Below are 21,171 nucleotides of genomic sequence, written 5' to 3'. Positions count from 1 at the left end.
AGTTCTTCGCAGTCCGAAAGGGAAATCAGGCGATGCGAGCCGCGATGTCGGACCGCAGCTGACGCAGGTGGTCGCGGGTGAGCCGTTCGGCGCCGGTCGCGTCGCCGGCTCGTACGGCCGCGAAAATGGCCTGGTGCTGGTCGTAATCGCGGCGCCGGTCGTCGATGAGCAGCCGCACCATCCGCTGTTCGCGGCCACGAACCGCCAGCAGCGAGTCCACCACCTCGAACAGCACCTGGTTGCCGCAGGCGTGGGCCAGCTCGCGGTGGAAATTCAGGTGCGGCTTGGCGTCCGTACGGTCCTGCAACGCCGTGTCCAGCGCCAACTCCAGTTGCGCGAGGTCGTCGTCGCTACGGTGTTGTGCCGACAGAGCCGCGATGCCCGGCTCGATGATGAGCCGAGCCTCGACCAACTGCAGGACCATGTCGTCCTGGATCGGCGCGGAGTTGGGATTGGGCAGCAGCGTACGGAAAAATCCCGCGGCCGACGTAGACGCCCGAGCCGTGCCGCAACTGCACCGCGTCGGTGGCTTGCAGCCGACGCAAGGCCTCCCGCATCGTCGGTGGTGTCACCGAAAACCGCGCCGCGAGGTCGCGGACCGTGGGCATCGGGTCGCCGGGCCCGAGGTGCTGGTCCGTGATCAGGTCCAGCAGGCCGGTGACGAGCCGCTCGGACAGGGTGATCGGTTCGGTTCCCGCCATGGCGCCTCCCACCCTCGGTCTCGGCAGATTGACTAAATCACTTAGTTAATCCCGGGTCAAGGGTGGGAGGAAGCATGACGCGGATTTAGTTGTTTTCGCAGAGCTCCCGGGCCTGGTCCATGGTGGTGTACGCGGCTTCGGGGCTGCGCCGGCCGAGACCACAGGCGGCGGCCACATCGACAGGGTGGCCGACGGCGTCCTCGATCATCGCGAGGATCCGCCGCTGCTCGTCCAGCGATCGGCCTTCGTGCAGGAAGCCGGCGACGAAAGGCGTGCTGGGCGGCAGCCGGAGGCCCGCGAGCGGGCGGTAGAACTCCGGATCCAGCGACGGCGGCTGGTCGCCCTGGGCGAGCGGCGCATGCACGTAGTCCAAGGGCCGGCCCGCCGGCCAGCGGGCGGCGACCGCGTTGGCGAGCTTGACCAGCGGTGCGGCCGTACGCAGCTTGCCCAACGCCTGGTGGCCGAGGTCGCCGAGGCACAGGTGCACCCCGAAGCGGGCGCCGGCCGGTGCCGCCTTGGCGAGTTTCACGACGCTGGCGGCCATCCAGCCGGCGGCGAGCCCCCGTAGCGGCGCGGGCGCCATGGTCACCGACACCGTCTCGGCCGGGACCTCCAGCTGGAAGACCACCTCACCATGGGACTCGGCGTGGATCTGCCGCAGGTCACGCAGGGTCGCATCGGTGAAGGCCGGCCGGGTTCGCAGCATTCGGGTCGGGCCGGTGGCGAACATCGCCAAGTTCAGGTCGCCGGGGATGCCGACCTGGTACGTCGGCCGCACGCCGGCCTCCTCGGTCAGCCGGTCAAAGACGGGCCGGCTGTCTCGGTACGCGGCGAGGTAGCCGAGGTCGAGCTTGTCGCCGGTGAGCTGATGGCCTTTGCGTACGCGAAAATGCAGCTGGCTCTTGTAGTCGTGCATATCGCCGTCCTTGGCCACCTCCAGGTCGGGGTGGTCGCGGAAGCCGCGGATCAGCCCGACGATCCAGACCCGCCGGCTGCCGGTCTCGCCGTCCGGCAGCCGCCGCAGGTGCGGACCGAGCCGGTCGAGCGCGGCCCGCATCGCCTCCTCGGTGGAGTCCCCGGGAAGGGTGCCAATCAAGACCGCATGCCGTGACGCCATAAGTGACCATGCCCTTAAGCCAGTGGGGAAGATCCAAAGAGGGAGAAATCTGCCATATCACTGCGCTGGCGTACAGGGGCTTAGGACCGAAAAGTTCAGATCAGGGTGCGACGCTCGCGCCTTGGATGTGGTGGCGTTTCATCGCTTCGGCCACGAAACCGCTCGCCTTCATCTCCTGGACGAAGGCGGCCAGTAGCGCCTGCGCGTCGGCGCCCCGGCTGCTCGGCGTGCCCATCGCCTGCTGGATCACCATGAAACGCCCAGGCAGGACGCGTACGCCCGGAGCTCGTAACGTCTCGCCCTCGAGCACCTGCCGGATGCCGGCGGCCACCTCGACCTCGCCTCGCCGTTCGCAGGGCCGCGAGCGCGGCCGGCGCGCCCTGCAGTCGGACGATCTCGGCCTGGTGCAGCTCACGGGTCAGGAACAGGTCGTACGCGCTGCCCGAACCGACCGAAATCCGCTGGCCCGGGCAGTCCACCTGGGCGTTCTCGGTGAGCGCCGAGGACTCCGGAACGAGGTAGCTGCCCTCGATCAACACGTACGCGGCGGTGAACCGGAGGCCCTCGCCACGGGCCGGATCGATGGCGAAGAAGCCGATGTCGGCCTGTTCGCCGCGGACCGCCTCGACCGACGCCGCCGCCTTCTCGAACACCACCAGCTCGACCGGCAGCCCAAGCCGGCGGGCGAATTCACTGGCCAGATCGATCGAGACGCCAACCGGGTCGCCGCCGGTCGCCGGCCGGTTGGCCAGGATCGGGTTGCCGACGTTGATGGCGGCCCGCAGGGTGCCAGTTGGCGCGAACGCCTCGACCAACGCGGGAGTAATGGCCTGCTGCGAAGTCACGAGAAGAACCTTACGCAAGGCCCCATCAGCGCCGGCGACTGCCGAACAGCCCGCGCTCCCGGCGGGTGGAGGCGTGCGTACGCCCTGTTCAGCGCCCGGCATCGGCCCACCCGGGCCACCGAGATCCAGGACGTACTGGCCGCGCAGCCGACCGTCGACTGATTTTCGGGCGCGGGATTCTGGGCTGCGGGCGGAGATCCAAAGGTGGGTGAGGCGCCGGCCGGATTCTGGTTAGCTGTGGGCACTTGTCCGAGGCTTCGGCGCGTACCGTTAAGGATCCCAGATGCCCCAGTTGTCCGGCGCGCATGCGGTGATCACCGGTGGCTCGAGCGGGATTGGGTTGGCTACCGCGCATGCATTCGTGCGGCGGGGAGCCACCGTGTCGCTGATGGCTCGCGGCAGCGAGCGCCTGGAGGCAGCCGCGGCACAGCTCCGGCAAGAGGGTGCCACCGTCGCGACCGCGGCGGTCGACGTGTCGGACGCTGACGCCGTACGTGCCGCCGTCAAGGAGGTGACAGCGGCGCAAGGGCCTTGTGATGTCTTGGTGGCTTCGGCCGGTCAGGCCCGGCCGGGTCGGTTTCTGGAGCTGGACGACGCCATTTTCCGGGACATGGTCGAGGTGGACTATTTTGGTGTCTACCAAGCGATTAGGGCGGTCGTACCGTCGATGGTCGAGCGCCGGCGGGGTTCGATCGTGGCGATTTCCTCGGCCGCCGCGCTTGTCGGCATCTACGGCTACAGCGCGTACGGGCCGGCGAAGTTCGCTGTTCGCGGTTTGATGGAATCGTTGCGCGGCGAGTTGAAACCGCACGGCGTCCATGTCGGCTGCGTTTTCCCGCCGGATGTGGACACGCCTCAACTTGTCGAGGAAAACCAGTGGAAACCGGCCGAGACCGCGGCGATCAGCGGCACAATCAAGCCGATCCATCCGGACCGGGTCGCGCTTGCCATTGCTCGCGGGATCGAACGGAACAAGTTCGCGGTTTATCCCGATGCCGGTACGGCGGCGATCGCCCGGCTGATACCGCTCGCCGGATCACTCTGGCGGCGGTTCGAGGACAGCCGCATTCGCTCGGTCACGAGGAAATAGCGGCTGAACTCAGAGCAGCGTGACGGTGCCCTTCGCCCCGTCCACCCGGATCCGGTCGCCGGTGGTCAGCCGGCTGGTGGCGGTGCCGCAGCCCACCACCGCCGGGATGCCCAGCTCGCGGGCGACGATCGCGGCGTGCGAGAGCGGAGCCCCGACATCGGTGACAATGGCCGCGGCGCGGGGGGGAAAAGTGGCGTCCAGCCGATGTTCGTCACGGTGGTCACCAGAATTTCGCCAGGCTGCAACGCATCGCCCTCTTCCACGGTGCCTATCACCCGCGCGAGGCCTTCGACAATGCCGGCGGCGCCCGGAAATCCGGAGATCTCACGGCCGGTGACGGGCGCCGGAGCGGACGACTCGTGGTAGATGTCGTTGCGTCGGTGCGGATCCGCCGCCCACCCCGGTGGGTCGAAATGGCCGCGGATGTAGGTGGGATAGGGCGGCAAGGTGCGATAGAGGTGGTATGCGGCCCGTCGACTCGGCACCGCCGCGAGTGGCGTCTGGTCACCGGCCAGTACGGTCAGAATCTCCTCGATAGGCAGGAAAAACAGGTCGTCGCCCCGGCCGGTCAGCGCACCGGCCCGTACGACGAATGCCCGCAACACCCAGAACCCACGGACCATTTCCGATCGGGCCCGCTCGCGAGAGCGCGCCCCCATGGCGGCTCGGTCGAGGCGGCGACGGATCCGATCGGCCTTGCTCGGGTGCGCGACCCGCAGCCGCTGCCAGGCTTCGTCGCGGACTTTTGCCTGCCGCTCCAACAGATCCTCGGGATCCTGCGCGGCGCCGCCGAGTTGCCGGTCCAGCCAGGCCGGGTCCTCGGCCGGCCGCGACACCGACACCTCGAACTCGTCCGCGCACCGATGACCCCAGGTGCGCGCGTACGTGTCGCGGTCCAGCTGGCCGCGCTTCAGCCGGGCCAGACCGAGGACCGGTCCAAGGCTCGCCAACTCGCCGGAATCACCGTGCAACCCGGTCAAAAGCGTGTTCGCGTCCGCATCGCCGACCAGCTTGGGCAGCGACCGACGCAGCTTCGCCGACTGCCCGATGCCGGTACGGGCGCCCGCATCCAGCGTCTTGCAGACGATCCGCAGCATCGCGTCCACATCGGACTTCCAGAGCGCCAACAGGTCCGGCGGGGTCGACGTTTTGCCGATGTATTCTCGCAGTTCTTCGCATCGGGCCGGATTCGTCTTCAGGAGGTTCGCGAGTTCCTTTCGGTACGCACGCCCCTGTCGCAGGAACCCGATAGCGGTCGCGACCGCGGCCCGTACCACCGCTGGCCGGGACATCGGCAACAACGGCACCTCAACTTCGGCCGGTAGCCGGCCAAAAGTCTGCTCGCTGGTGCGCCGGACCAGCGAGCCGAGACCGACCGCGACACCGGCGGTGATCGGCAGGCTGAGATTCAGGTAAAACCGGCCACCGATGTTGCCCGACGACGGGTGACCGCCGAGCACCGAGTCCGACAGCGTCCGTACGAACGACCAGGTGACCGGGGTCATCACCGACGGCACCGCCTCACCGACATTGACCGAGGTCCACAGGTAATCGCCGCGAAGGCTGTCGTTCCACACCTCGATCGGGGTGCGCAAGTGGGTGATCGGCCGGGCCTGCAAAATGTATGACTGTCCATTGTGGACGGCCCATTCCACGTCCATCGGCAGGCCGTAAAGCCGCTCGATGCGCTCGCCCAGCGCTGCCAACTCGGCTGTACGCGCCTCGTCCAACACGGCCGCGTGCCGCAAGTCGCCCGGTGTCGGCTCCTCACGGGTGCCGTCCGGCGTACGCACCGTCATCACGGTTTTGTCTTGTACATTACGGGAGATCTCCCGGTGACTGCCGCGAGCCAACACGTACGTGTCCGGGCTGACCTGGCCGCCGACCACGGCCTCGCCGAGTCCCCAAGCCGCGTTCACGACGAGTTCGTCGCGGGCGCCGGTGACTGGGTTAGCGGTGAACAGCACGCCAGCCGCGTCCGCTGGCACGAGTTGCTGAACGACGACTGCGATCGCCACGTCCGTGGACGGAATCCCGTTACGTCTGCGGTAGTCGACGGCCCGCGCTGTCCACAGCGACGCCCAGCACCGTCGTACGGCCACGAGCAGGGCACCAGGCCCGACGACGTTGAGAAAGGTGTCATGCTGGCCGGCGAAAGACAGCTCTGGGAGGTCCTCCGCGGTCGCCGACGACCGGACCGCCACCGGTATGTCGTCGCCGAGGGCTTCGTACGCCTGAAGAATCGCGGCCGCCACGTCCGCCGGCAGGTCGTGGTTTTCGAACGCGGCAAGGACATCGGCTTCTGGTGCTGCCTTGATTGCCGGGCCGAGCCCTTCGGCGACGAAGGCGCGATAGGCATGGGTGGTGACGTGGAATCCCGGTGGGACCGGCAGCCCGGCCCGGCCGAGCCGGGCGAGCGACGCGCCCTTGCCGCCAGCGGTTCCCAGCTCCGCGGATTCGTCGGCAAGAGGCAGCACGAGCGCGTTTTCGGTCACCCCAAAAGCCTCGCAGGCCACTTGATGACTCTCCAATGACCCAGCCCGATGGTGCAAGTCGGCTACGTCACTGGAGTTGCCGTACGCGTCGCGGTGACCACCACCGCTGTGTAGTCCATTTCGAAGGCGCCGCCGGCCGCGTCGATGACGGCTCCGATGCCGTCGGCCAGCTTTTGTTGCTGTTCTGGCGAAAGCGTGCCGTGGCCACCGAAGGTCGCCAGCTGGTCCAGCCATTGGTCTCGGGTGTACGACCGCGCCCAGTCGTAGCGCCACTGCTCGGACTCGGTGAACGCCCCCGCCTCCCGCATCCCGTCGGCCGCTCTGTCGAACAACGCCGAATACCCCTGCAAGCTGGGCATCGGGCCGCGGCTCATCGGGGAGTCGGGCAACACTTCGCGATAGACACGGGAAAATGCGCGCGATCTCCGGCGACGACTGGAAGACGTACCAGAACAATGCCAGCCGGCCCCCAGGTCGCAGCACTCGCGCCGCCTTCGCCGCGCCGGCCACCGGGTCCACCCAATGCCAGGCCATGCCGGCGACGACGGCGTCGAACGTACGACCGGCCGGCTCCCAGGCCTCGAAGGTCGCCACCTCGGCGGGCACTCCGGTGCGCCTCGCGAGGTCGGTCATCCGTTGGTCAACATCGACTCCGAGGACTTGGCAGCCGGCCGCTTGGAACTGGCGGGCGACGATTCCGGTGCCGCACCCGACGTCGAGTACGTAGGGACCGGGGCTGGCGGCCACGATCCGGGCCACCATGGCGTCCGGGTAGCGAGGGCGGGCCCGGTCGTAGCGCTCGGGGTCGGTGCCAAACGACTCGGCGTACTGGCGGACCTGATGCGGTTTGAGCTCGCGCTCCGGCGGTAGGGTGACCATCCGCCCACTTTAAATGGGCGGCCGCCCACTCGACAAGCCGGAGCGCTCCGATCAGGGATGAAAGAATGCGTGGCATGCCAACTGGGGTAGCCATGCGGGACGCGCGGGAGCAACTGTTCGAGGCCGCCGAGCGCATTCTGCTGCGGGCGGGACCGCAGGCCCTGACCAGTCGGTCGGTCACCGCCGAAGCGGGCTGCGCCAAGGGGGTGCTGCACCGGCATTTCGCCGACTTCGACGCCTTCCTGGCCGAACTCGTCATCGATCGCGCCGCCCGGATCCAGTCGCAGTCCGCCGCACTGCTCGCGGCCGCTGGGACTGGCACTGTCGCCGGCACTCTCACCGGCGTCCTTATGGACCTGTTTCAGTCGGTCGCGGTGGCGATCGTCGGCCTGATCACCTTCCGGGATGACCTGCGGGCCAGGCTTCGCCAGGCCTGGCCGACCGGGGTGCCCGTACTCGCCGAAGCGACCGCCATGATCCGCACTTATCTCGCGGCCGAGCGCGACCTTGGCCGGATCGCGCCGGGTGCCGACATCGCGATGCTGGCGCCGATGCTGATCGGCACCGGGCACCTGCTGTTCGCCGACCGGGAAGGACCCACGCCGGACCGGGAAGCGGTCGCCAAGGTGGTGACCGCCGCGATCGCGGGAGTGGTCTGTCTTTGATTTGGCACGGCGGCTCCGGTGCAAAGACAGAACCACTAGCTCGAACGTATGTTCGATGAAAGGGTAGGGTGGTGACTATGCCGCCCGATGCCCTCCTCGATCAGATCGTTCGCACTCAGCGCTTCACCTTTGGAGTCCCTGACAAGTTCACTGTTACCGCGGATGGCGCGGTGGTGCTGTTCCTGCGCAGCAAGGCCGGCGACGATCCGGCGGACTGCTTGTGGGCGCTCGACGTCGACGCCGGCACCGAGCGCCTGCTGGTCGATCCGATCGACCTGCTCGGCAGCCGGACGCAGGGCATCGGCGCGTACGCGCTCGCCGAGGGCCACTGGCCAGATCGCGTTTACGCTGGCTGGTGGCCTGTGGACGGTGCACCTGGAGGGCGGCCCGGCGCAGCAGCTGCCGACCGAGCGGCCGGTGGCCGACCCGCGCCCGGATCCCACCGGCCGCCGGATCGCCTACGTGAGTGCGGGCGTGTTGCGGGTGGTCGATGTGGACGGGATGGGCGACCGTACGATCGCGGCCCCGGATGGGCCGGAGGTCACCTACGGTGTTGGCGAGCTCAGCGACCGTGGCTTCTGGTGGGCCCCGGACGGCATCGGGCTGCTGGTCCTGCGAGTGGATCCGGCCGGCGTCGAGCAGCGGTATCTCGCCGATCTGGCCGAGCCGACACAGGTGCCGCCGACCGTTCGCTACGCGGCAGCGGGAAAGGCGAATGCCGAGGTCACGCTGTGGATGCTCGGGCTCGGCGGCAGTCGCACGCAGGTGCGATGGGACCGGCACGCCTTCGAATACGTGGTGGCCGGAGGTTGGGACTCGCACGGGCCATATGCCGCTGTGCAGTCCCGCAACCAGCGGACGGTCCGCTTCCTCGGCGTCGAGCCGTCCGGGCGTACGACGGTGCTGAGCGAGCAGCGGGACGACTGCTGGGTGCAGTTGATCCCGCAGCTGCCGGCACGGACGGCATCGGGCGCGCTGGTCGGGCATGCCGACCTGCGAGGCACCCGGCATCTGACGGTGGACGGCGTCGCCGTCACGCCGGCCGGCGTGCAGGTTCGGTCCGTGTTGGGGATCGAGGACGAGACGGTGTTGTTCACCGCCTCGGAAGAACCGATCGAGACGCACCTGTGGTCGTACCAGCCCGGCAAGGGTGCCCGGCGGCTCAGTACTGAGCCGGGCCTGCACTCTGGAGTCGGGCGCGGCGGCACGCTGGTGCGGGTCGCTCGCCGGCTGGACCTGCCGGGCGGCCGGGCCACCGTGGTGCGGGACGGGAAAGCCGCCGGCCAGATCACCTCGCTGGTCGAACGGCCGGCGCTGGAGCTGCATGCGACTTCGCTCGTGCTGGGGCCGAGTGAATTACGTGCGGTGCTTTCCGGCCGTCCTGGCACCGAGCCGGCCAGCGGCTGCCGATCCTGCTCGACCCGTACGGCGGCGGGAGCTATCAGCGGGTCACCGCTGAGCTGGAGTGGCGGTCGCTGGTGGCGCAGTGGTTCGCGGAGCGGGGTTTCGCGGTGCTAGTCGCCGACGGTCGCGGCACACCAGGCCGCGGCCCGGACTGGGAGCGGGGCCGTCTACGGCGATCTTTTCGGGCCGGCGCTGGAAGATCAGGTGACCGCGGTGCGGGAGGCGGCGCGGTTGCACCCGGACCTCGACCTCGCCAGGGTGGCCATTCGCGGCTGGTCGTTCAGCGGCGCGCTCGCGATGGCGGCCGTTCTGCGGCATCCGGAGGTCTTCCACGCGGCAGTGGCCGGAGCGGGCGTCACCGACCAGCGGTTCTACAACACGCACTGGCGGGAACGGTTCATCGGTCACCCGGACGAGTTCCCGGAGCGGTACGAGGCGGCCTCGCTGATCCGGGATGCGCCGAAACTGAGCCGACCGCTGTTGTTGATGCATGGTCTCGCGGACCGCAACGTCTTTCCGCTCCACACCTTGCGGATGTCGCAAGCGCTGCTGGCCGCCGGCCGCGATCACGAGGTGCTCCTGCTGCCCGGCATCGGCCATCGACCGATCGGCACAGCCGTGACTCGGCAGCTGCTGCGGCACCAGGTGCGCTTTCTTCGGCGGCAGTTGGGTGTGGAGAGCCGGAACAACGGCCACAATACGAGGAATGACATGGTCTCCCCGTAGCGGTCTGCCGGTGCCGCGCCGAATGATGCTGAGCTTCGGGCTTTTCGTCCTTTTCGCGGCGCCGCGTCGTTCTCGCACGGTACGACGCTTCTCGGCTTGCTCGGCATCGGGTTGGAGGCGGCCAACACGGCACCGTCCTCTTTCGGATATGTGTTGATGTTTCTCGGAGTCGCCGGTGTCGGCTATCCGATCGTCCGCTCGGTCCGACGGACCTGGACCGCCGATCGTGCGCTGCTATAGCCAGTTCCGGCGTTTGAACACCAGGTAGAGGGTCACGCCCAGCGCCAGGATAATCCCGCTGCTGAGCAGGAATCCCCATTCCTTGCCGAAGCCGGGATAGGGCACGTTCTGGCCGAAATAGCCGGTCACCGCGGTCGGAATGGCGATGATCGCGGCCCAGGAGGTGAGCTGTTTCATGACGGTGTTCAACCGGGCGTCCTGAAGTGACAGATTGGTCTCGAAAATCGCCGAGACCATGTCCCGGAGAGATTCGGTCCACTCGGCCGCACGAAGGACATGGTCGTAAAGATCGTCGTACCAGGAGTCGAGCTCGCTGGCGGCATGGATGTCCTTCCGATGCCGCAGAACCGCGTTCACGACCTCGCGCATCGGGAGCACCACGCGGCGCAACTCGACCAGGTCTTTGCGGGCTTGGTAAGTGCGTTTTTGGACCTCTTTGTTGCCCGCGTGGTCGTCGAACAGGACGTCCTCCAAAGACTCGATGAGGTCGTCGAGACATTGCACCGCATCGAAATGCCCGTCGACCACCTCGTCGAGCAGTCCGTGGACAAGAGCGCCGACGCCATATTTCAACAGATCGGCATTGTCGTCCCAACGTTCTGTTACCTGGTTGATGTCGAAGCCGACTTCGGTGCCGGTACTGTGCCGGACCGTGATAATCCCCCGGTGCAGCACAAAGGCAGAGATCCTGCTGATTTCCAGAGCACTGCTCGCGTACGGACTCTTGCCGGCCGGCTCAGGGAGAGCGATGGAGTAGACAGTAAGGAAAGTATGAGTGCTATAACGGGTCGCCTTGGCCCGCTCCTTTCTGGCGATGGCGTCCTCGACCGCGTGCGGGTCAAGGGAAAGCTCCTCGGCCAGGTCGGTCAGGTGCGCCAGGTCGGGGTCATGCAAATCGACCCAGACCAGGCATCCTTCCTCGTCCAGGTAGTCCGAGATCAGCTCGAACGGGAAATTCTCCGCTTCCAACACGCCATCGCGCCACAGGCGACTGCGTACCACGCACTGGCTTTCACTCATCTCCCCAGTGTGCCTCACGCGACCACCGCCCGGCCGTGCGCGTTGGGGCAGGTCGTCGTATCGATGGGGCGAGGGAAGACGTCGGATCGGTACGATGCCGAAAGATTGTCCGGCACTGTCGAACGCAGGAGGTCCTTCGGTGAGTTGGCCGCCCACTGTGCCGTTTTGGCAGGTCACCCAACGGATGGGATTCCAGCCGGTGCCGGCCGATCTCGCCGAGTTTTCCCGCTGGGCCGGCTATCTCTGGTACGGGCCGCCCGATCCGTCTGGTCAGTGGCCGGGGGTGGTGGTGAAGTCCGACGAATGGCGCGGAACGGTGGACGGGGCGGGTGTCTCGGTGATCCAGCTCGCTCAACTGAAGGGCTACCATCGGTCGTATACCCTGCTCGACAGTGCTCTCAACGCCGGCCACACCGAGCTGTTTCTCGGCGTCCGAGTGTCGTTGCGGCACTCGGCCGGCACCGGGAAGCTGGTGGCGAACCGGCTGTTCCCGGTGCCGATCGTGCCGCCTCCCACCATCGTCGAACATTTCTCCGTACTGACCAGCGAGATCCCGCTCCTCGAGCTTTTCGCCGACCTGGGCGTGCAGAATGTGCTTTCGAATCTTCTCGACACCTGGATTTCGGTCTATTACGAGACTCTGGTCGTCCACATGCCAGATTTCAACGACCCGAGGGTTGAGCAGCGATTGCATACCGTGGTAGCGCTCGCCGCGGCCATCGACGCGTACCTCGACCGGCAAGCGCCAGCCTGACGTACGAGTCGAGGCGGCGGTCAGTCTATGACCTTGATTTTCTTCATGGTGGGCTGTGAAATGACGCGGGCGACGCCAGGAATGCCGATGATTTTGCCGGTCTGGAAGGCCTCGTACGCGGCATAGTCCGCGACCAGCACGCGCAGGTAGTAGTCCGGAGTGCCGAACATTCGCCGGAAGTCGACGACCTCGTCGTACCCGGCAATGGTCTTTTCCAGGCCCCAGCGTCTTCAGGTCGCTGACCGAGACCTCGATGGAGACGATAACCTCCAACGCCCGGCCGGCCGCCGTCGGGTTGATGCGAGCCCGGTAGCCGGTGATGACCCCGGTCTCCTCGAGCCGCTTGACCCGCCGCAAACACGGTGGGGGAGTGAGACCGACGCGCTTGGCCAACTCGACGTTGGTCAGCCGGCCGTCCAGACTGAGGTGAAACAAAATATCACGATCGATCTCGTCGAGTGCCCGTTCATTGCTCATTCGTCCATTCTACGGTCATATTTCGAAACCAAATAAGGCGGAAAATTCTCTAGAATTACGATGTGCCAACATCACCATCTGAAAGCTCTCGTACGAACGACCTCGCGCTGGCGCTCAAGGACTCCGGATCGGTTGGGCTTGGCGCCTTCCCGATGGGAGTGGCGTTCGGGGTGCTGGTCGTCCATTCCGGCCTGCGCTGGTGGTGGGCGAGCGTCTTCTCGGGCTTCATTTATGCCGGTTCGCTGGAGTTCCTTCTGCTGGGATTGGTGCTGGCCACCGCGCCGCTCGCGTCGATCGCAGTGACCGCTTTTCTGGTGAATTTCCGGCATATCTTCTATTCCCTGTCCTTCCCGCTGCACCGGGTGCACGGCCCGCTGGCGAAGGCTTACAGCACTTTCGCGTTGTCTGACGAGGCGTACGCGGTGACCGCCAGCGCGGCCGCCCAGCGGTTCGCCCGACGCCGCATCCTGTGGCTCCAGGTGTTCATCCACCTCTACTGGGCCGGCGGTGCCACCACCGGTGCCCTGCTTGGCTCGGTGATCCCGGCCAGCGTCACCGGCTTGGACTTCGCGGTCACCGCCCTGTTCACTGTGCTCGCGATCGACGCCTTGCGCGCCCGGCGGGACATCCGCACCGCGGTCCTCGCCGCCGGATGCGCCCTCATCGCGCGATGTGTCTTTCCCGGCCAGTTGTTGCTGGTCGCCTTCGTCCTGTTCACCGGCGCCCTGCTGACTCGATATGCCCTCGTACGGAAGAAGCCCGAGCATGCCTGACGCCGGCTACCTGATCGCGGCGGTCGCCATCGCGGTGATCGTCACGTGGACGCTGCGAGCCGTGCCTTTCGTGGTGCTCAGCCCGCTCCGCTCCAGCCCCCCCCTGATCGCCTATCTGAACACCGCGATGCCGATGGGCGTGATGGTCATCCTCGCCACGTACACCCTGCGTGCGTTCAGCCCGTACGTGCCTGGCAAGGCGTGGCCGACGGTGCTGGCGCTCGCCGTGACGGTGGCGCTGCACCTGTGGCGACGCAACGTCTTGCTGTCCATCTTGGCCGGCACCGCGGTCCACGTCGCCCTGGCTAGCACTGTCTTCGCCCCCCCTTGACGGGCCGGTCCGCCGTTAGATCGCTGTTGCATGGTCATGCAGCGATGTGCATAATAATTCCCATGTCCAAAGTGCTTACCTCCCTGCCCGTCGGCGAGCGTGTCGGCATCGCGTTCTCTGGCGGCCTCGACACGTCCGTAGTAGCGCGCCTGGATGCGCGCCAAAGGCGCGGTGCCCTGCACATACACCGCCGACATCGGCCAGTACGACGAGCCTGACGTCGGCTCGGTGCCGGGCCGTGCCGGCACGTACGGCGCGGAGATCGCCCGGCTGGTCGATTGCCGGGCGGCCCTGGTGGAGGAGGGGCTCGCGGCGCTGAGCTGCGGCGCGTTCCACATCCGCTCCGGCGGCCGCGCGTACTTCAACACCACGCCGCTCGGGCGAGCGGTGACCGGCACCCTGCTGGTACGCGCGATGCTCGAAGACGGCGTGCAGATCTGGGGCGACGGCTCGACTTTCAAGGGCAACGACATCGAGCGGTTCTACCGGTACGGGCTGCTGGCCAACCCGTCGCTGCGGATTTACAAGCCGTGGCTGGACGCCGACTTCGTCACCGAGCTCGGCGGCCGCAAGGAAATGTCGGAATGGCTGGTCTCGCACGACCTCCCTTACCGCGACAGTACGGAAAAGGCGTACTCGACCGACGCGAACATCTGGGGCGCGACGCACGAGGCCAAGGCGCTTGAGCACCTCGATGTGGGCATTGAGCTGGTCGAACCGATCATGGGCGTGCGGTTCTGGGACCCGGCGGTCGACATCGCGACCGAGGACGTCACGATTGGCTTCGAACAGGGCCGTCCAGTGACGATCAACGGCAAGGAGTTCGGCTCGGCCCTGGATCTGGTGCTGGAGGCCAACGCGATCGGCGGCCGGCACGGCCTGGGCATGTCCGACCAGATCGAGAACCGCATTATCGAGGCCAAAAGTCGGGGCGTGTACGAGGCGCCGGGCATGGCGTTGCTGCACGCCGCGTACGAGCGGCTGGTCAACGCGATCCACAACGAGGACACCCTCGCCAACTACCACAACGAGGGCCGGCGCCTGGGCCGGCTGATGTACGAGGGACGCTGGCTCGACCCGCAGGCGCTGATGGTGCGTGAGTCGCTGCAGCGCTGGATCGGCATGGCCGTCACCGGCGAGGTGGTGACCCTGCGGCTGCGACGCGGCGAGGACTACTCGATCCTGCACACCACCGGACCGGCGTTCAGCTATCACCCGGACAAACTGTCGATGGAGCGTACCGAAGACTCGGCTTTCGGCCCGGTGGACCGGATCGGCCAGCTCACCATGCGCAACCTCGACATCGCCGACTCGCGGGCGAAGCTGGAACAGTACGCCGGCATGGGCATGGTCGGCAGCTCACACGCGGCCCTGATCGGCGCCTCGCCGGCCCCCGCCAACCGAGCTGATCGGCGCGATGCCCAAGGGCGGCGCCGACACGATCGCCTCCCGCGGCAAGGTCTCCGGCGACGATGAACTCCTCGACCGCGCCGCCATGGAATTCGGCACCGATTAACGTGTCTTCGTTGTTGGTCATGGAGCTATCCAGCATTTTCTCGAAAAAAGTGCCTGATTCTTCCATGATCAACGACATCGATAGTGCGTGCCAGCAAGGAAGTGGTGCCGCTCAGGGTGAGGCGTACTGGGGCTATGCCGTGGCCGAAGGACCAGTCGATGGACTCGTTTTCGGTGAGGGTGACGAAGACATTCCGTGGTTCGGTTTCCGCGTACTCCTCCGCCAGTTCGGCGATGCGCCGGTAGAGGGCCTGCTTCTGGCTGGCCGTACGTCCCGATCGCATCGTGATCGCGACATAGACGATTCCGTCGTCGCGGTGGATGCCGAGGTAGTCGTCATAGCGCAGCGTGCTGTCGGTCCCGTTGTGGCTGGTCAGGATCTGGAACCGGTCATTGGGCGGGAAGCCGATCGTCTCGACCAGGGCCTCATGTACGGCACGGCCGATCGCGTCGAGCCGGTCATTGTCGGCGTGTAGTGCATCAATGCGAACCAAGGGCATGTCGTTCGAATCCCTTCCTTTGTCACTCCGTACGTACTAGTAGGTACAATACGCTATCGACACACGACGGCTACTGCTCCCAGTGGCTAGTGAGGTTTCTGGACAGAGGCTGTTACGGCCACGTGGGGGCCCGGTCGATGGTCCTGGATCCGCACTGACAACGATGGCCACGCGGTGGTCAGGCGGGCCAGGTCGTCGACCGGCGGGGCGCTCAGGGCGCTGTCCGGGCGGAACCGTACGGTCGTGCCGGTCGTCCCGTCCGGTTCGATCGGGACCAACTCGGTGACCGGCACACCCTGCTCGTACCGCTGCGTCCACGCGCCACCCTCGCGGCGGTTGGTGTGTACGAGCCAGTCGCTGAGCGCCGCGACGACGGACATGCCACGACGCGGTTCGCCGTCGGGCAGCGGCGGTGCCTCGGGGAAATCGAAGAAACGGAGATCTTTTGTTGCCATCACGGGCTTTCTGATGGCCCGTCCGTGGTCGTCGAGGCGAGTGTCGGTGCCTCTCCCGTCGTCGGCGACGGATACCGAGCCGTCCGGATGCAGGGTGACCACGCATTGTCCGCGGCCGGTGTGTTCGGCCTCGTCGGCGGCGTAAGCGACGACCTCCAGCACGAGGTGCCGAACGCCGCCGGGAGCGAAGGTGCGCGGGTCCTCGCGGATCCCCTTGAGATGGGCGAGGTCCACCGCGCTCGCCCAGTCGTGGGTTGTCGTAAGGGACCTGATTTCCGCCTCGTCCATGCCGAAAAGTGTCCCAGCTTTAGTGGATCTTGCCCGTACGGCTGCCCGAATTTCCGGGACGCTGGCCGGAGGCGTCGCATAGGCTCGCCGGCGGCGGAGTCGTAGCGCAGAGGTCGTCGCGCCTTGTCTGCGAGCAGGAGGACGCCGGTTCGAATCCGGCCGGCTTCGCCCCACACCTGACGAGGAGGCGGCTTGACGGACGACGCGCCGCCCGGCATGCCCGTACGCTGTCCGGCAATCACTCATCCGGAGGTCGGGCTCGCCGATCCCGCCGACTTCGACGCACTGCTGGACCGGCTCGCGAACGGACAGCCAGTCACCGAGGTGGAGCGCTTCGATCGCGGTTTGGTACGCCCTGACGGACGCGTTGACCTGTGCAAACAGGGGATCGGGTCGGTTCAGGTCAAGCGCGTGGTGCAGGCCGCCGTACGCTCACCGCATGCCGTACACCTGCTGTTGGGGACGAACGGATTGGGCGCGGCCGGGGCGGCCGCGGTCGCTGAAGGCCTGACTCCAGGGCACCAGATCCGGACGGTCTACCTGGGGTGCAACCGGATCGACGCCGACGGGTTGGCGGCTCTCGCCGACCGAGTGGCCACCGACCGGACCGTACGGGCGTTGTGGCTCAAGCGAAATCCGATCGGCGACGCCGGGGTGGTTCGGTTGTCCCAGGCGTTGCGGGAAAATACCGCGATCCGGACGCTGGACCTGGTCAACACCGGCTTGGGGCTGGCCGGGCTGGACGCGCTCGCGACAACGCTGGCCGAGCGGCCGCTGCGCCTCGAGCGGCTGTTTCTGGGCGGCAACGGGCTGCGACCTGACGCGGTGCCGATGCTGGTACGAATTATCCGGGACGGTGGCGTGCGTGAGATTTATCTGGCCGCGAACCACCTCGGCGACGACGGGACCGCTCAGCTGGCCGCGGCCGCTGAGCCGTACCAGATGACTTTTGGCCTGGGTGGCAACAACATCCGCATTGACGGAGTACGAGCGCTGGCCGCGAACATGGGTCGCTGGCGGACCCTGGACCTGGGGGCCTCGGCTGTCCGAGCGGCCGCTGGGCGCGGTGTCCAATGTGGTCGGTGACGAGGGAGCGGCGGTTTTCGCGGCCGCGTTGCCGGGCAGCGAGCTGCGCCGGTTGGACCTGCGGCGGTCCGGGATCACCGGAGTGGGCGCGAGATTGCTGCTCGCGGCGGTCGAAGCCGGCACCAATCTGACCTATCTCGGGCTGCTCGGAGATGTACCGAGGCGGATCAAGCGGGCGCTCACCGCCGCTTGTGGGCCGGTTGAGCCGCCGCACGAGGACATTGGTGCGATCGCGAGTGCTTACCGGTGAGCAATGAGGACCCTTCGGAGCTGAAGGCGTGGCGGCGGATCCGGCGGTACGCCGTGCCGCGGCAGATGATTGACGAATGCACTCTGGCCCGGTACGAGGGTGACTGGCAGGCGACCTGTGCAGCCGGTCGGGTGGACGTTGCTTTCCACCCCGGCGACCTGCGGACCCGGTTCGGCGTGCGGCAGGCCGAGCGGCTGGCGGCGGACCTGCGTTCCTTCGCACCCGACCTGCTGCGTTGGCACCTGCCCCGCGCGATGGGCGGCTACACCACGGTGCTGACCGATGCCCAGCTCGTGTTGTGGCCGGCCGCTGTGCCCATCAAGAGGACGACACCACTGCTGGTCGTACGGACTCCGAAAAGCGTGCTGGGTACTCAGCGGCTCGTGCTCGACATCGTGCTGAACAAGGAGCTGCGCAACCACGCGATCCACGTCGCCGCGCATCGATGGGACGTACGCGCGGCGGCCGAGCTGCGGACGGTCGTCGGCGGGTCGAACGATCGGTTGCCTCGGTTCGCCCCGGACGGCACCCCGCTGCCGGTACGGCAATGGGGAGCCGGCGACGACATAGCGGCTCGTACGGAACGCGTCCTGGCTCATCTCGAGCGCGGTGAGGACCAGGCTGCTTGGGAAGCGGCGGGCATCGCGTTGACTATGGCCTTCAAGGCTGGGAAGGTGCCGCCCTGGTGGCATCGGGAACCCAATCTCACGCTGATGGGTGCTCCTGTCGACCCCACCGCGATCGTGGCGGAGGTTCGCAGCCTGGCGGCGAACCGCGGCGAGTCCAGCTGGGCGTTGACGCTCGACTACCTGACCCGTTTCCGCCTGGAAGTCGAGGCTGCTACCGGCGCGGTGACGGCCCGGTTCCAGCCCTACGAGGGCCGCGAAAGCCCATTCGACAAGCTCCCGCGGATAACCTCACAGTTCATCCGTCGGCTCCCCGACCTGGACTTGATCTGGCAGGGCCGGATGACCGCTGGCGAGCTGCATCCGCTCGTACGAGACGCGCTGTTTCCGGCCGCGCCGCCGGCCGGTGCCGAGCCAGCACCAGAAGAAGCGATCCGCGTTCGTTGCGGCACTGACTGGCATTTCGTCGGTCAAGACTCCGGCCGGTTGCGGATTGCCGAACATGACGATGCCGAGGTCCAGCGCGAGCGGGTGATGCGGGCGCTCGGTGGCCCGATGGGCGGTTGTTTCGCGGTAGATCAAGCGTGGACCGCACCCGTTGGCCGGCTGCCCAAGGAACTGCATCGCCAGCGTCAAGGCCTGTGGATGCGGATGCTGCACGGCGGCACACGTACGGCGGTCGAGCTGCTCGACACGGGCATGCCCCCGCAGCTGTGCGACGGCCGTGGACGGACCCTGTTGCACATGCTCGGGACGTACGATCACGCCGTTTTGCTGCCGCGGCTGCTGGCGGCGGGTCTCGACGTGGACCTTCGGGACGGCGAGCTGCAGACGCCACTCGCGGTGGCTGTGTCGGAGGGCTGGCCGCCGGCCGCGATCATCGCGCTCGTCGACGCCGGTGCCAACCCACACCTGACGGTCGCGAACGATATTCTGTCCTGGATTACCTCGACCGCGTCCTGCCCAGCCGTCAGATCAGCAAGAACGCTGACTTCATGGCCGCTGTCGAGTACGTCAGGAAGCGGGCGTGAGCGCGGACCAGCTGGCCGCGGCCGACGCGCTCATCGACGCGCTCGGTGCGACTCGCACCGAGCCGGCGGTCGATGCCGGTGCGGCGGCCCTGGCGTTGGCCGTCGCGGCGAACCTGCCGGTGCTGCTGTGGGGCGAGCCGGGCATTGGCAAGTCGGCCACGTTAAGCCAGCTCGCGACCGGTCTGGGCGTGCCGATGGAGACGGTGATCGCCAGCGTGCACGAGCCGTCCGACTTCGCCGGCCTGCCGATCGTCGGCGATGACCCGGGCACGCACGGCGTACCGATGGCCCCGCCGGACTGGGCGGTGCGGCTCGCCCGGCACGGTCGTGGCGTGCTGTTCTTCGATGAGCTGTCCTCGGCGCCGCCGGCGGTGCAGGCGGCCTTGCTGCGTGTCGTCGTCCTGGAGCGTCGGGTGGGCAGCCTGACCCTGCCAGCGGCGGTACGGATCGTGGCTGCCGCGAACCCGCCGGCCAGCGCCGCCGACGGATGGCATCTGAGCCCACCGCTGGCCAATCGGTTCGTCCATCTGCATTGGACGCACAACCCGCGGGTAGTCGCCCGCGGACTGGCCGGGACCTGGCCCCACATCGCGGTCCCGACCATCGACGCCGCGCTCGCCCCGAGCGCGCTGGCCCGATCTCGCGGGGTCATCGCTGGCTTCCTGACCGCCCGGCCCGGACTGGCCCACCAGCTGCCGTCGGATGCCGAAAGCCGCGGTGGTGCGTGGCCTTCGCCGCGTACGTGGGACATGGCCCTTCGGCTGCTGGTCTTCCATTTGTGCGCTGGTACGTCCCGAGACGCGCTCAGCACCGCGTTGACTGGCGCGGTCGGGGACGGGCCTGGCCTGGAGCTGACCACGTATCTCGAAGAGCTGGACCTTCCCGACCCGGAGCGGGTCCTGGCCAACCCGGAGGCTTTCGCGTTGCCTGATCGAGGCGACCGCCAGCTGGCCTTCCTCACCGCGGTGGTGGCCGCGATCGACGCCGAGCGGACGCGGCCGCGGTGGGAGGCTGGCTGGGCCGTGCTGGCGAAGGCGGTCGACGCGGGCGTACCGGATGTTGCCGCGCGGGCCGCCTTCGACCTGGCCCGGATGCGGGAGCCGGGGTGGCCGGTGCCGGCGGCCGTCGACGCTTTCGTCGACCTGCTCAGCGCCTCCGGCTTGCTCGCCCATGTCCAGTGAGGTGCCGCTGGACCGGGTGAAACTGCTGGCCGCGCGGTTCCGGGCGAGCAGCGACCGGCCGTACCTGGCGTCCGCCCTCTACAGCCTGACCGTGGTGCCGACGACGGCGATTCAGACGATGGGCGTGGACCAGCATTGGAGGTGTTACGTGTCGCCGGCGTTCGTCGAACAGACATCGGTGACCGAGCTGGTCGGCGTGTGGATCCACGAGGTTGCGCACTTGCTGCGCGACCACCATGGGCGAGCAGACCGGTTGACCGTACGCGACCACCATCGGGTGAACCTCGCGCAGGACTGCGAGATCAACGACGACCTGCTCGCGGACGGCCTGTCGCTGCCCGCCGGGCGGATCGAACCAGCGACTTTCGGGCTGCCGACGGGGAAACTGTTCGAGGAGTATGTGCTGTCCATCCCACCGACACCGGACGCCCCGAACTGCGGCTCCGGCGCGCACGGGCAACCGGCGCCGTGGGAGTCCACCGGGCCAGGGGTCGGTGCGGTGGAGGCGGCGACCATCCGGCGGCAGACCGCTCAGTCCGTGCGGGCGAGCGTACGGGCGCGTGGACGGGTGCCGGCGGGATGGCGCCGCTGGGCGGACGGCGTACTCGAACCGGTCGTGGACTGGCGGCGAGCGCTCACCGGTGCCGTCCGCGAGGCCACCGCTGGGCGTCCGGAGTCCGTCGACTACACGACCGCCGCCATCCCGGCGGGGTGCCGCGCTG

23 protein-coding genes, 1 tRNA gene and 3 pseudogenes are annotated in these 21,171 nt (G+C 67.7%); 14 read left to right on the top strand and 13 right to left on the bottom strand.

Annotated elements, in window-relative coordinates; all coding sequences use genetic code 11:
* Window positions 1-25 precede the first annotated feature (25 nt).
* The 4 genes from GNX96_RS52535 to GNX96_RS17240 all read right to left on the bottom strand — a co-directional run bounded on the left by GNX96_RS52535 (window position 26) and on the right by GNX96_RS17240 (window position 2,663).
* Window positions 26-424, bottom strand: a complete 399-nt coding sequence (locus tag GNX96_RS52535; RefSeq protein WP_279580608.1) for a FadR/GntR family transcriptional regulator — start codon at window positions 422-424, stop codon at window positions 26-28.
* A complete protein-coding gene (locus tag GNX96_RS52530; protein ID WP_279580607.1) occupies window positions 351-701 on the bottom strand; it encodes a winged helix-turn-helix domain-containing protein in 351 nt (116 codons plus the stop codon). The genes GNX96_RS52535 and GNX96_RS52530 overlap by 74 nt, the downstream gene beginning before the upstream one ends.
* A gap of 85 nt (window positions 702-786) precedes the next feature.
* Window positions 787-1,797, bottom strand: a complete 1,011-nt coding sequence (locus GNX96_RS17245) for a hypothetical protein (protein WP_279580606.1) — start codon at window positions 1,795-1,797, stop codon at window positions 787-789.
* A gap of 116 nt (window positions 1,798-1,913) precedes the next feature.
* Window positions 1,914-2,663, bottom strand: coding sequence for a transporter substrate-binding domain-containing protein (locus GNX96_RS17240; RefSeq protein ID WP_279580605.1), 750 nt, complete (start codon window positions 2,661-2,663; stop codon window positions 1,914-1,916).
* 283 nt (window positions 2,664-2,946) lie between these two features.
* Between GNX96_RS17240 and GNX96_RS17235 the strand changes: the two genes are divergently transcribed.
* On the top strand, window positions 2,947-3,753 hold the full coding sequence (locus GNX96_RS17235; protein ID WP_163568893.1) for an SDR family oxidoreductase: 807 nt from the start codon (window positions 2,947-2,949) through the stop codon (window positions 3,751-3,753).
* A gap of 9 nt (window positions 3,754-3,762) precedes the next feature.
* On the opposite strand, the gene GNX96_RS52525 is transcribed toward GNX96_RS17235, so the two are convergent.
* The 4 genes and pseudogenes from GNX96_RS52525 to GNX96_RS52510 all read right to left on the bottom strand — a co-directional run.
* A complete protein-coding gene (locus GNX96_RS52525) occupies window positions 3,763-3,882 on the bottom strand; it encodes a PEP-utilizing enzyme (protein WP_279580674.1) in 120 nt (39 codons plus the stop codon).
* 1,472 nt (window positions 3,883-5,354) lie between these two features.
* A pseudogene (locus GNX96_RS52520) lies at window positions 5,355-6,182 on the bottom strand (PEP/pyruvate-binding domain-containing protein); the annotation flags it as partial.
* 128 nt (window positions 6,183-6,310) lie between these two features.
* Window positions 6,311-6,607 carry a hypothetical protein gene (locus tag GNX96_RS52515; protein ID WP_279580681.1) on the bottom strand — a complete coding sequence of 99 codons (297 nt, stop codon included), beginning with the start codon at window positions 6,605-6,607 and terminating at the stop codon, window positions 6,311-6,313.
* Between the two features lie 157 nt (window positions 6,608-6,764).
* A pseudogene (locus tag GNX96_RS52510) lies at window positions 6,765-7,010 on the bottom strand (class I SAM-dependent methyltransferase); the annotation flags it as partial.
* A 191-nt stretch (window positions 7,011-7,201) separates the two neighbouring features.
* On the opposite strand from GNX96_RS52510, the gene GNX96_RS17220 reads away from it, so the two are divergent.
* Window positions 7,202-7,792: a TetR/AcrR family transcriptional regulator gene (locus GNX96_RS17220; protein ID WP_163568892.1), complete on the top strand. Its 591-nt coding sequence runs from the start codon at window positions 7,202-7,204 to the stop codon at window positions 7,790-7,792.
* A gap of 35 nt (window positions 7,793-7,827) precedes the next feature.
* On the opposite strand, the gene GNX96_RS52505 is transcribed toward GNX96_RS17220, so the two are convergent.
* Window positions 7,828-8,121, bottom strand: coding sequence for a hypothetical protein (locus tag GNX96_RS52505; RefSeq protein WP_279580680.1), 294 nt, complete (start codon window positions 8,119-8,121; stop codon window positions 7,828-7,830).
* Here GNX96_RS52505 and GNX96_RS52500 point away from each other — a divergent pair.
* The 3 genes from GNX96_RS52500 (at window position 8,057) to GNX96_RS17210 (ending at window position 10,162) form a co-directional block, all read left to right on the top strand.
* Window positions 8,057-9,310 (top strand): DPP IV N-terminal domain-containing protein, encoded by a 1,254-nt coding sequence (locus GNX96_RS52500; protein ID WP_279580673.1) that lies wholly within the window; start codon window positions 8,057-8,059, stop codon window positions 9,308-9,310. The two genes, GNX96_RS52505 and GNX96_RS52500, sit on opposite strands and share 65 nt — an antisense overlap.
* Window positions 9,311-9,388: 78 nt before the next feature.
* The gene (locus tag GNX96_RS52495; RefSeq protein WP_279580672.1) at window positions 9,389-9,922 is read left to right on the top strand and encodes an alpha/beta hydrolase family protein; all 534 of its coding nucleotides are present in this window, start codon (window positions 9,389-9,391) and stop codon (window positions 9,920-9,922) included.
* A gap of 96 nt (window positions 9,923-10,018) precedes the next feature.
* A complete protein-coding gene (locus GNX96_RS17210) occupies window positions 10,019-10,162 on the top strand; it encodes a hypothetical protein (protein WP_163568891.1) in 144 nt (47 codons plus the stop codon).
* Here the strand turns inward: GNX96_RS17210 and GNX96_RS17205 are convergent.
* The gene (locus GNX96_RS17205) at window positions 10,157-11,182 is read right to left on the bottom strand and encodes a magnesium transporter CorA family protein (RefSeq protein WP_163568890.1); all 1,026 of its coding nucleotides are present in this window, start codon (window positions 11,180-11,182) and stop codon (window positions 10,157-10,159) included. The genes GNX96_RS17210 and GNX96_RS17205 overlap by 6 nt on opposite strands.
* Window positions 11,183-11,321: 139 nt before the next feature.
* Here GNX96_RS17205 and GNX96_RS17200 point away from each other — a divergent pair, with 139 nt between their 5' ends.
* Window positions 11,322-11,936, top strand: coding sequence for a hypothetical protein (locus tag GNX96_RS17200; protein WP_163568889.1), 615 nt, complete (start codon window positions 11,322-11,324; stop codon window positions 11,934-11,936).
* A 20-nt stretch (window positions 11,937-11,956) separates the two neighbouring features.
* On the opposite strand, the pseudogene GNX96_RS17195 reads toward GNX96_RS17200, so the two are convergent.
* Window positions 11,957-12,413 (bottom strand): annotated as a pseudogene (locus tag GNX96_RS17195) (Lrp/AsnC family transcriptional regulator).
* A gap of 62 nt (window positions 12,414-12,475) precedes the next feature.
* Here GNX96_RS17195 and GNX96_RS17190 point away from each other — a divergent pair.
* The 3 genes from GNX96_RS17190 (at window position 12,476) to argG (ending at window position 14,993) form a co-directional block, all read left to right on the top strand.
* Window positions 12,476-13,186: an AzlC family ABC transporter permease gene (locus GNX96_RS17190; protein WP_279580604.1), complete on the top strand. Its 711-nt coding sequence runs from the start codon at window positions 12,476-12,478 to the stop codon at window positions 13,184-13,186.
* Window positions 13,179-13,517 (top strand): branched-chain amino acid transporter permease, encoded by a 339-nt coding sequence (locus GNX96_RS17185; protein ID WP_163568888.1) that lies wholly within the window; start codon window positions 13,179-13,181, stop codon window positions 13,515-13,517. The genes GNX96_RS17190 and GNX96_RS17185 overlap by 8 nt, the downstream gene beginning before the upstream one ends.
* A 153-nt stretch (window positions 13,518-13,670) precedes the next feature.
* Window positions 13,671-14,993 (top strand): argininosuccinate synthase, encoded by a 1,323-nt coding sequence (gene argG / locus GNX96_RS17180; protein ID WP_279580603.1) that lies wholly within the window; start codon window positions 13,671-13,673, stop codon window positions 14,991-14,993.
* 65 nt (window positions 14,994-15,058) lie between these two features.
* On the opposite strand, the gene GNX96_RS17175 is transcribed toward argG, so the two are convergent.
* Both GNX96_RS17175 and GNX96_RS17170 read right to left on the bottom strand, forming a co-directional pair.
* Window positions 15,059-15,526: a tautomerase family protein gene (locus GNX96_RS17175; RefSeq protein WP_279580602.1), complete on the bottom strand. Its 468-nt coding sequence runs from the start codon at window positions 15,524-15,526 to the stop codon at window positions 15,059-15,061.
* Between the two features lie 92 nt (window positions 15,527-15,618).
* The gene (locus GNX96_RS17170) at window positions 15,619-16,275 is read right to left on the bottom strand and encodes an ATP-binding protein (protein ID WP_163568886.1); all 657 of its coding nucleotides are present in this window, start codon (window positions 16,273-16,275) and stop codon (window positions 15,619-15,621) included.
* Between the two features lie 95 nt (window positions 16,276-16,370).
* Between GNX96_RS17170 and GNX96_RS17165 the strand changes: the two genes are divergently transcribed.
* The 5 genes from GNX96_RS17165 to GNX96_RS17150 form a co-directional block, all read left to right on the top strand.
* Window positions 16,371-16,443: transfer RNA gene (locus GNX96_RS17165), tRNA-OTHER, on the top strand.
* A 24-nt stretch (window positions 16,444-16,467) separates the two neighbouring features.
* Window positions 16,468-17,361 carry a leucine-rich repeat domain-containing protein gene (locus tag GNX96_RS17160; RefSeq protein WP_279580601.1) on the top strand — a complete coding sequence of 298 codons (894 nt, stop codon included), beginning with the start codon at window positions 16,468-16,470 and terminating at the stop codon, window positions 17,359-17,361.
* Window positions 17,342-17,611, top strand: a complete 270-nt coding sequence (locus GNX96_RS52490) for a hypothetical protein (protein WP_279580600.1) — start codon at window positions 17,342-17,344, stop codon at window positions 17,609-17,611. Before GNX96_RS17160 ends, GNX96_RS52490 begins: the two co-directional genes overlap by 20 nt.
* Before the next feature lie 1,653 nt (window positions 17,612-19,264).
* Window positions 19,265-20,449 (top strand): AAA family ATPase, encoded by a 1,185-nt coding sequence (locus tag GNX96_RS17155; RefSeq protein WP_163568885.1) that lies wholly within the window; start codon window positions 19,265-19,267, stop codon window positions 20,447-20,449.
* Window positions 20,439-21,171 (top strand): vWA domain-containing protein (locus tag GNX96_RS17150; RefSeq protein WP_452124481.1); only part of this gene is annotated, 733 nt, incomplete at its 3' end. The genes GNX96_RS17155 and GNX96_RS17150, both read left to right, overlap by 11 nt.

Source organism: Fodinicola feengrottensis (genome assembly GCF_010993775.1).
Lineage (GTDB): Bacteria > Actinomycetota > Actinomycetes > Mycobacteriales > HKI-0501 > Fodinicola > Fodinicola feengrottensis.
This window is presented reverse-complemented; position numbering and strand designations above follow the sequence as displayed.

What these genes read in the sequence shown, in the direction of transcription:
- GNX96_RS52515 (WP_279580681.1), bottom strand. Translation starts at nt 6,607, where the DNA reads ATGCCCAGCTTGCAGGGGTATTCGGCGTTGTTCGACAGAGCGGCCGAC.
- GNX96_RS17170 (WP_163568886.1), bottom strand. Translation starts at nt 16,275, where the DNA reads ATGGACGAGGCGGAAATCAGGTCCCTTACGACAACCCACGACTGGGCG.
- argG (WP_279580603.1), top strand. Translation starts at nt 13,671, where the DNA reads ATGCGCGCCAAAGGCGCGGTGCCCTGCACATACACCGCCGACATCGGC.
- GNX96_RS17185 (WP_163568888.1), top strand. Translation starts at nt 13,179, where the DNA reads ATGCCTGACGCCGGCTACCTGATCGCGGCGGTCGCCATCGCGGTGATC.
- GNX96_RS17220 (WP_163568892.1), top strand. Translation starts at nt 7,202, where the DNA reads ATGCCAACTGGGGTAGCCATGCGGGACGCGCGGGAGCAACTGTTCGAG.
- GNX96_RS52530 (WP_279580607.1), bottom strand. Translation starts at nt 701, where the DNA reads ATGGCGGGAACCGAACCGATCACCCTGTCCGAGCGGCTCGTCACCGGC.
- GNX96_RS17235 (WP_163568893.1), top strand. Translation starts at nt 2,947, where the DNA reads ATGCCCCAGTTGTCCGGCGCGCATGCGGTGATCACCGGTGGCTCGAGC.
- GNX96_RS52535 (WP_279580608.1), bottom strand. Translation starts at nt 424, where the DNA reads ATGGTCCTGCAGTTGGTCGAGGCTCGGCTCATCATCGAGCCGGGCATC.
- GNX96_RS17205 (WP_163568890.1), bottom strand. Translation starts at nt 11,182, where the DNA reads ATGAGTGAAAGCCAGTGCGTGGTACGCAGTCGCCTGTGGCGCGATGGC.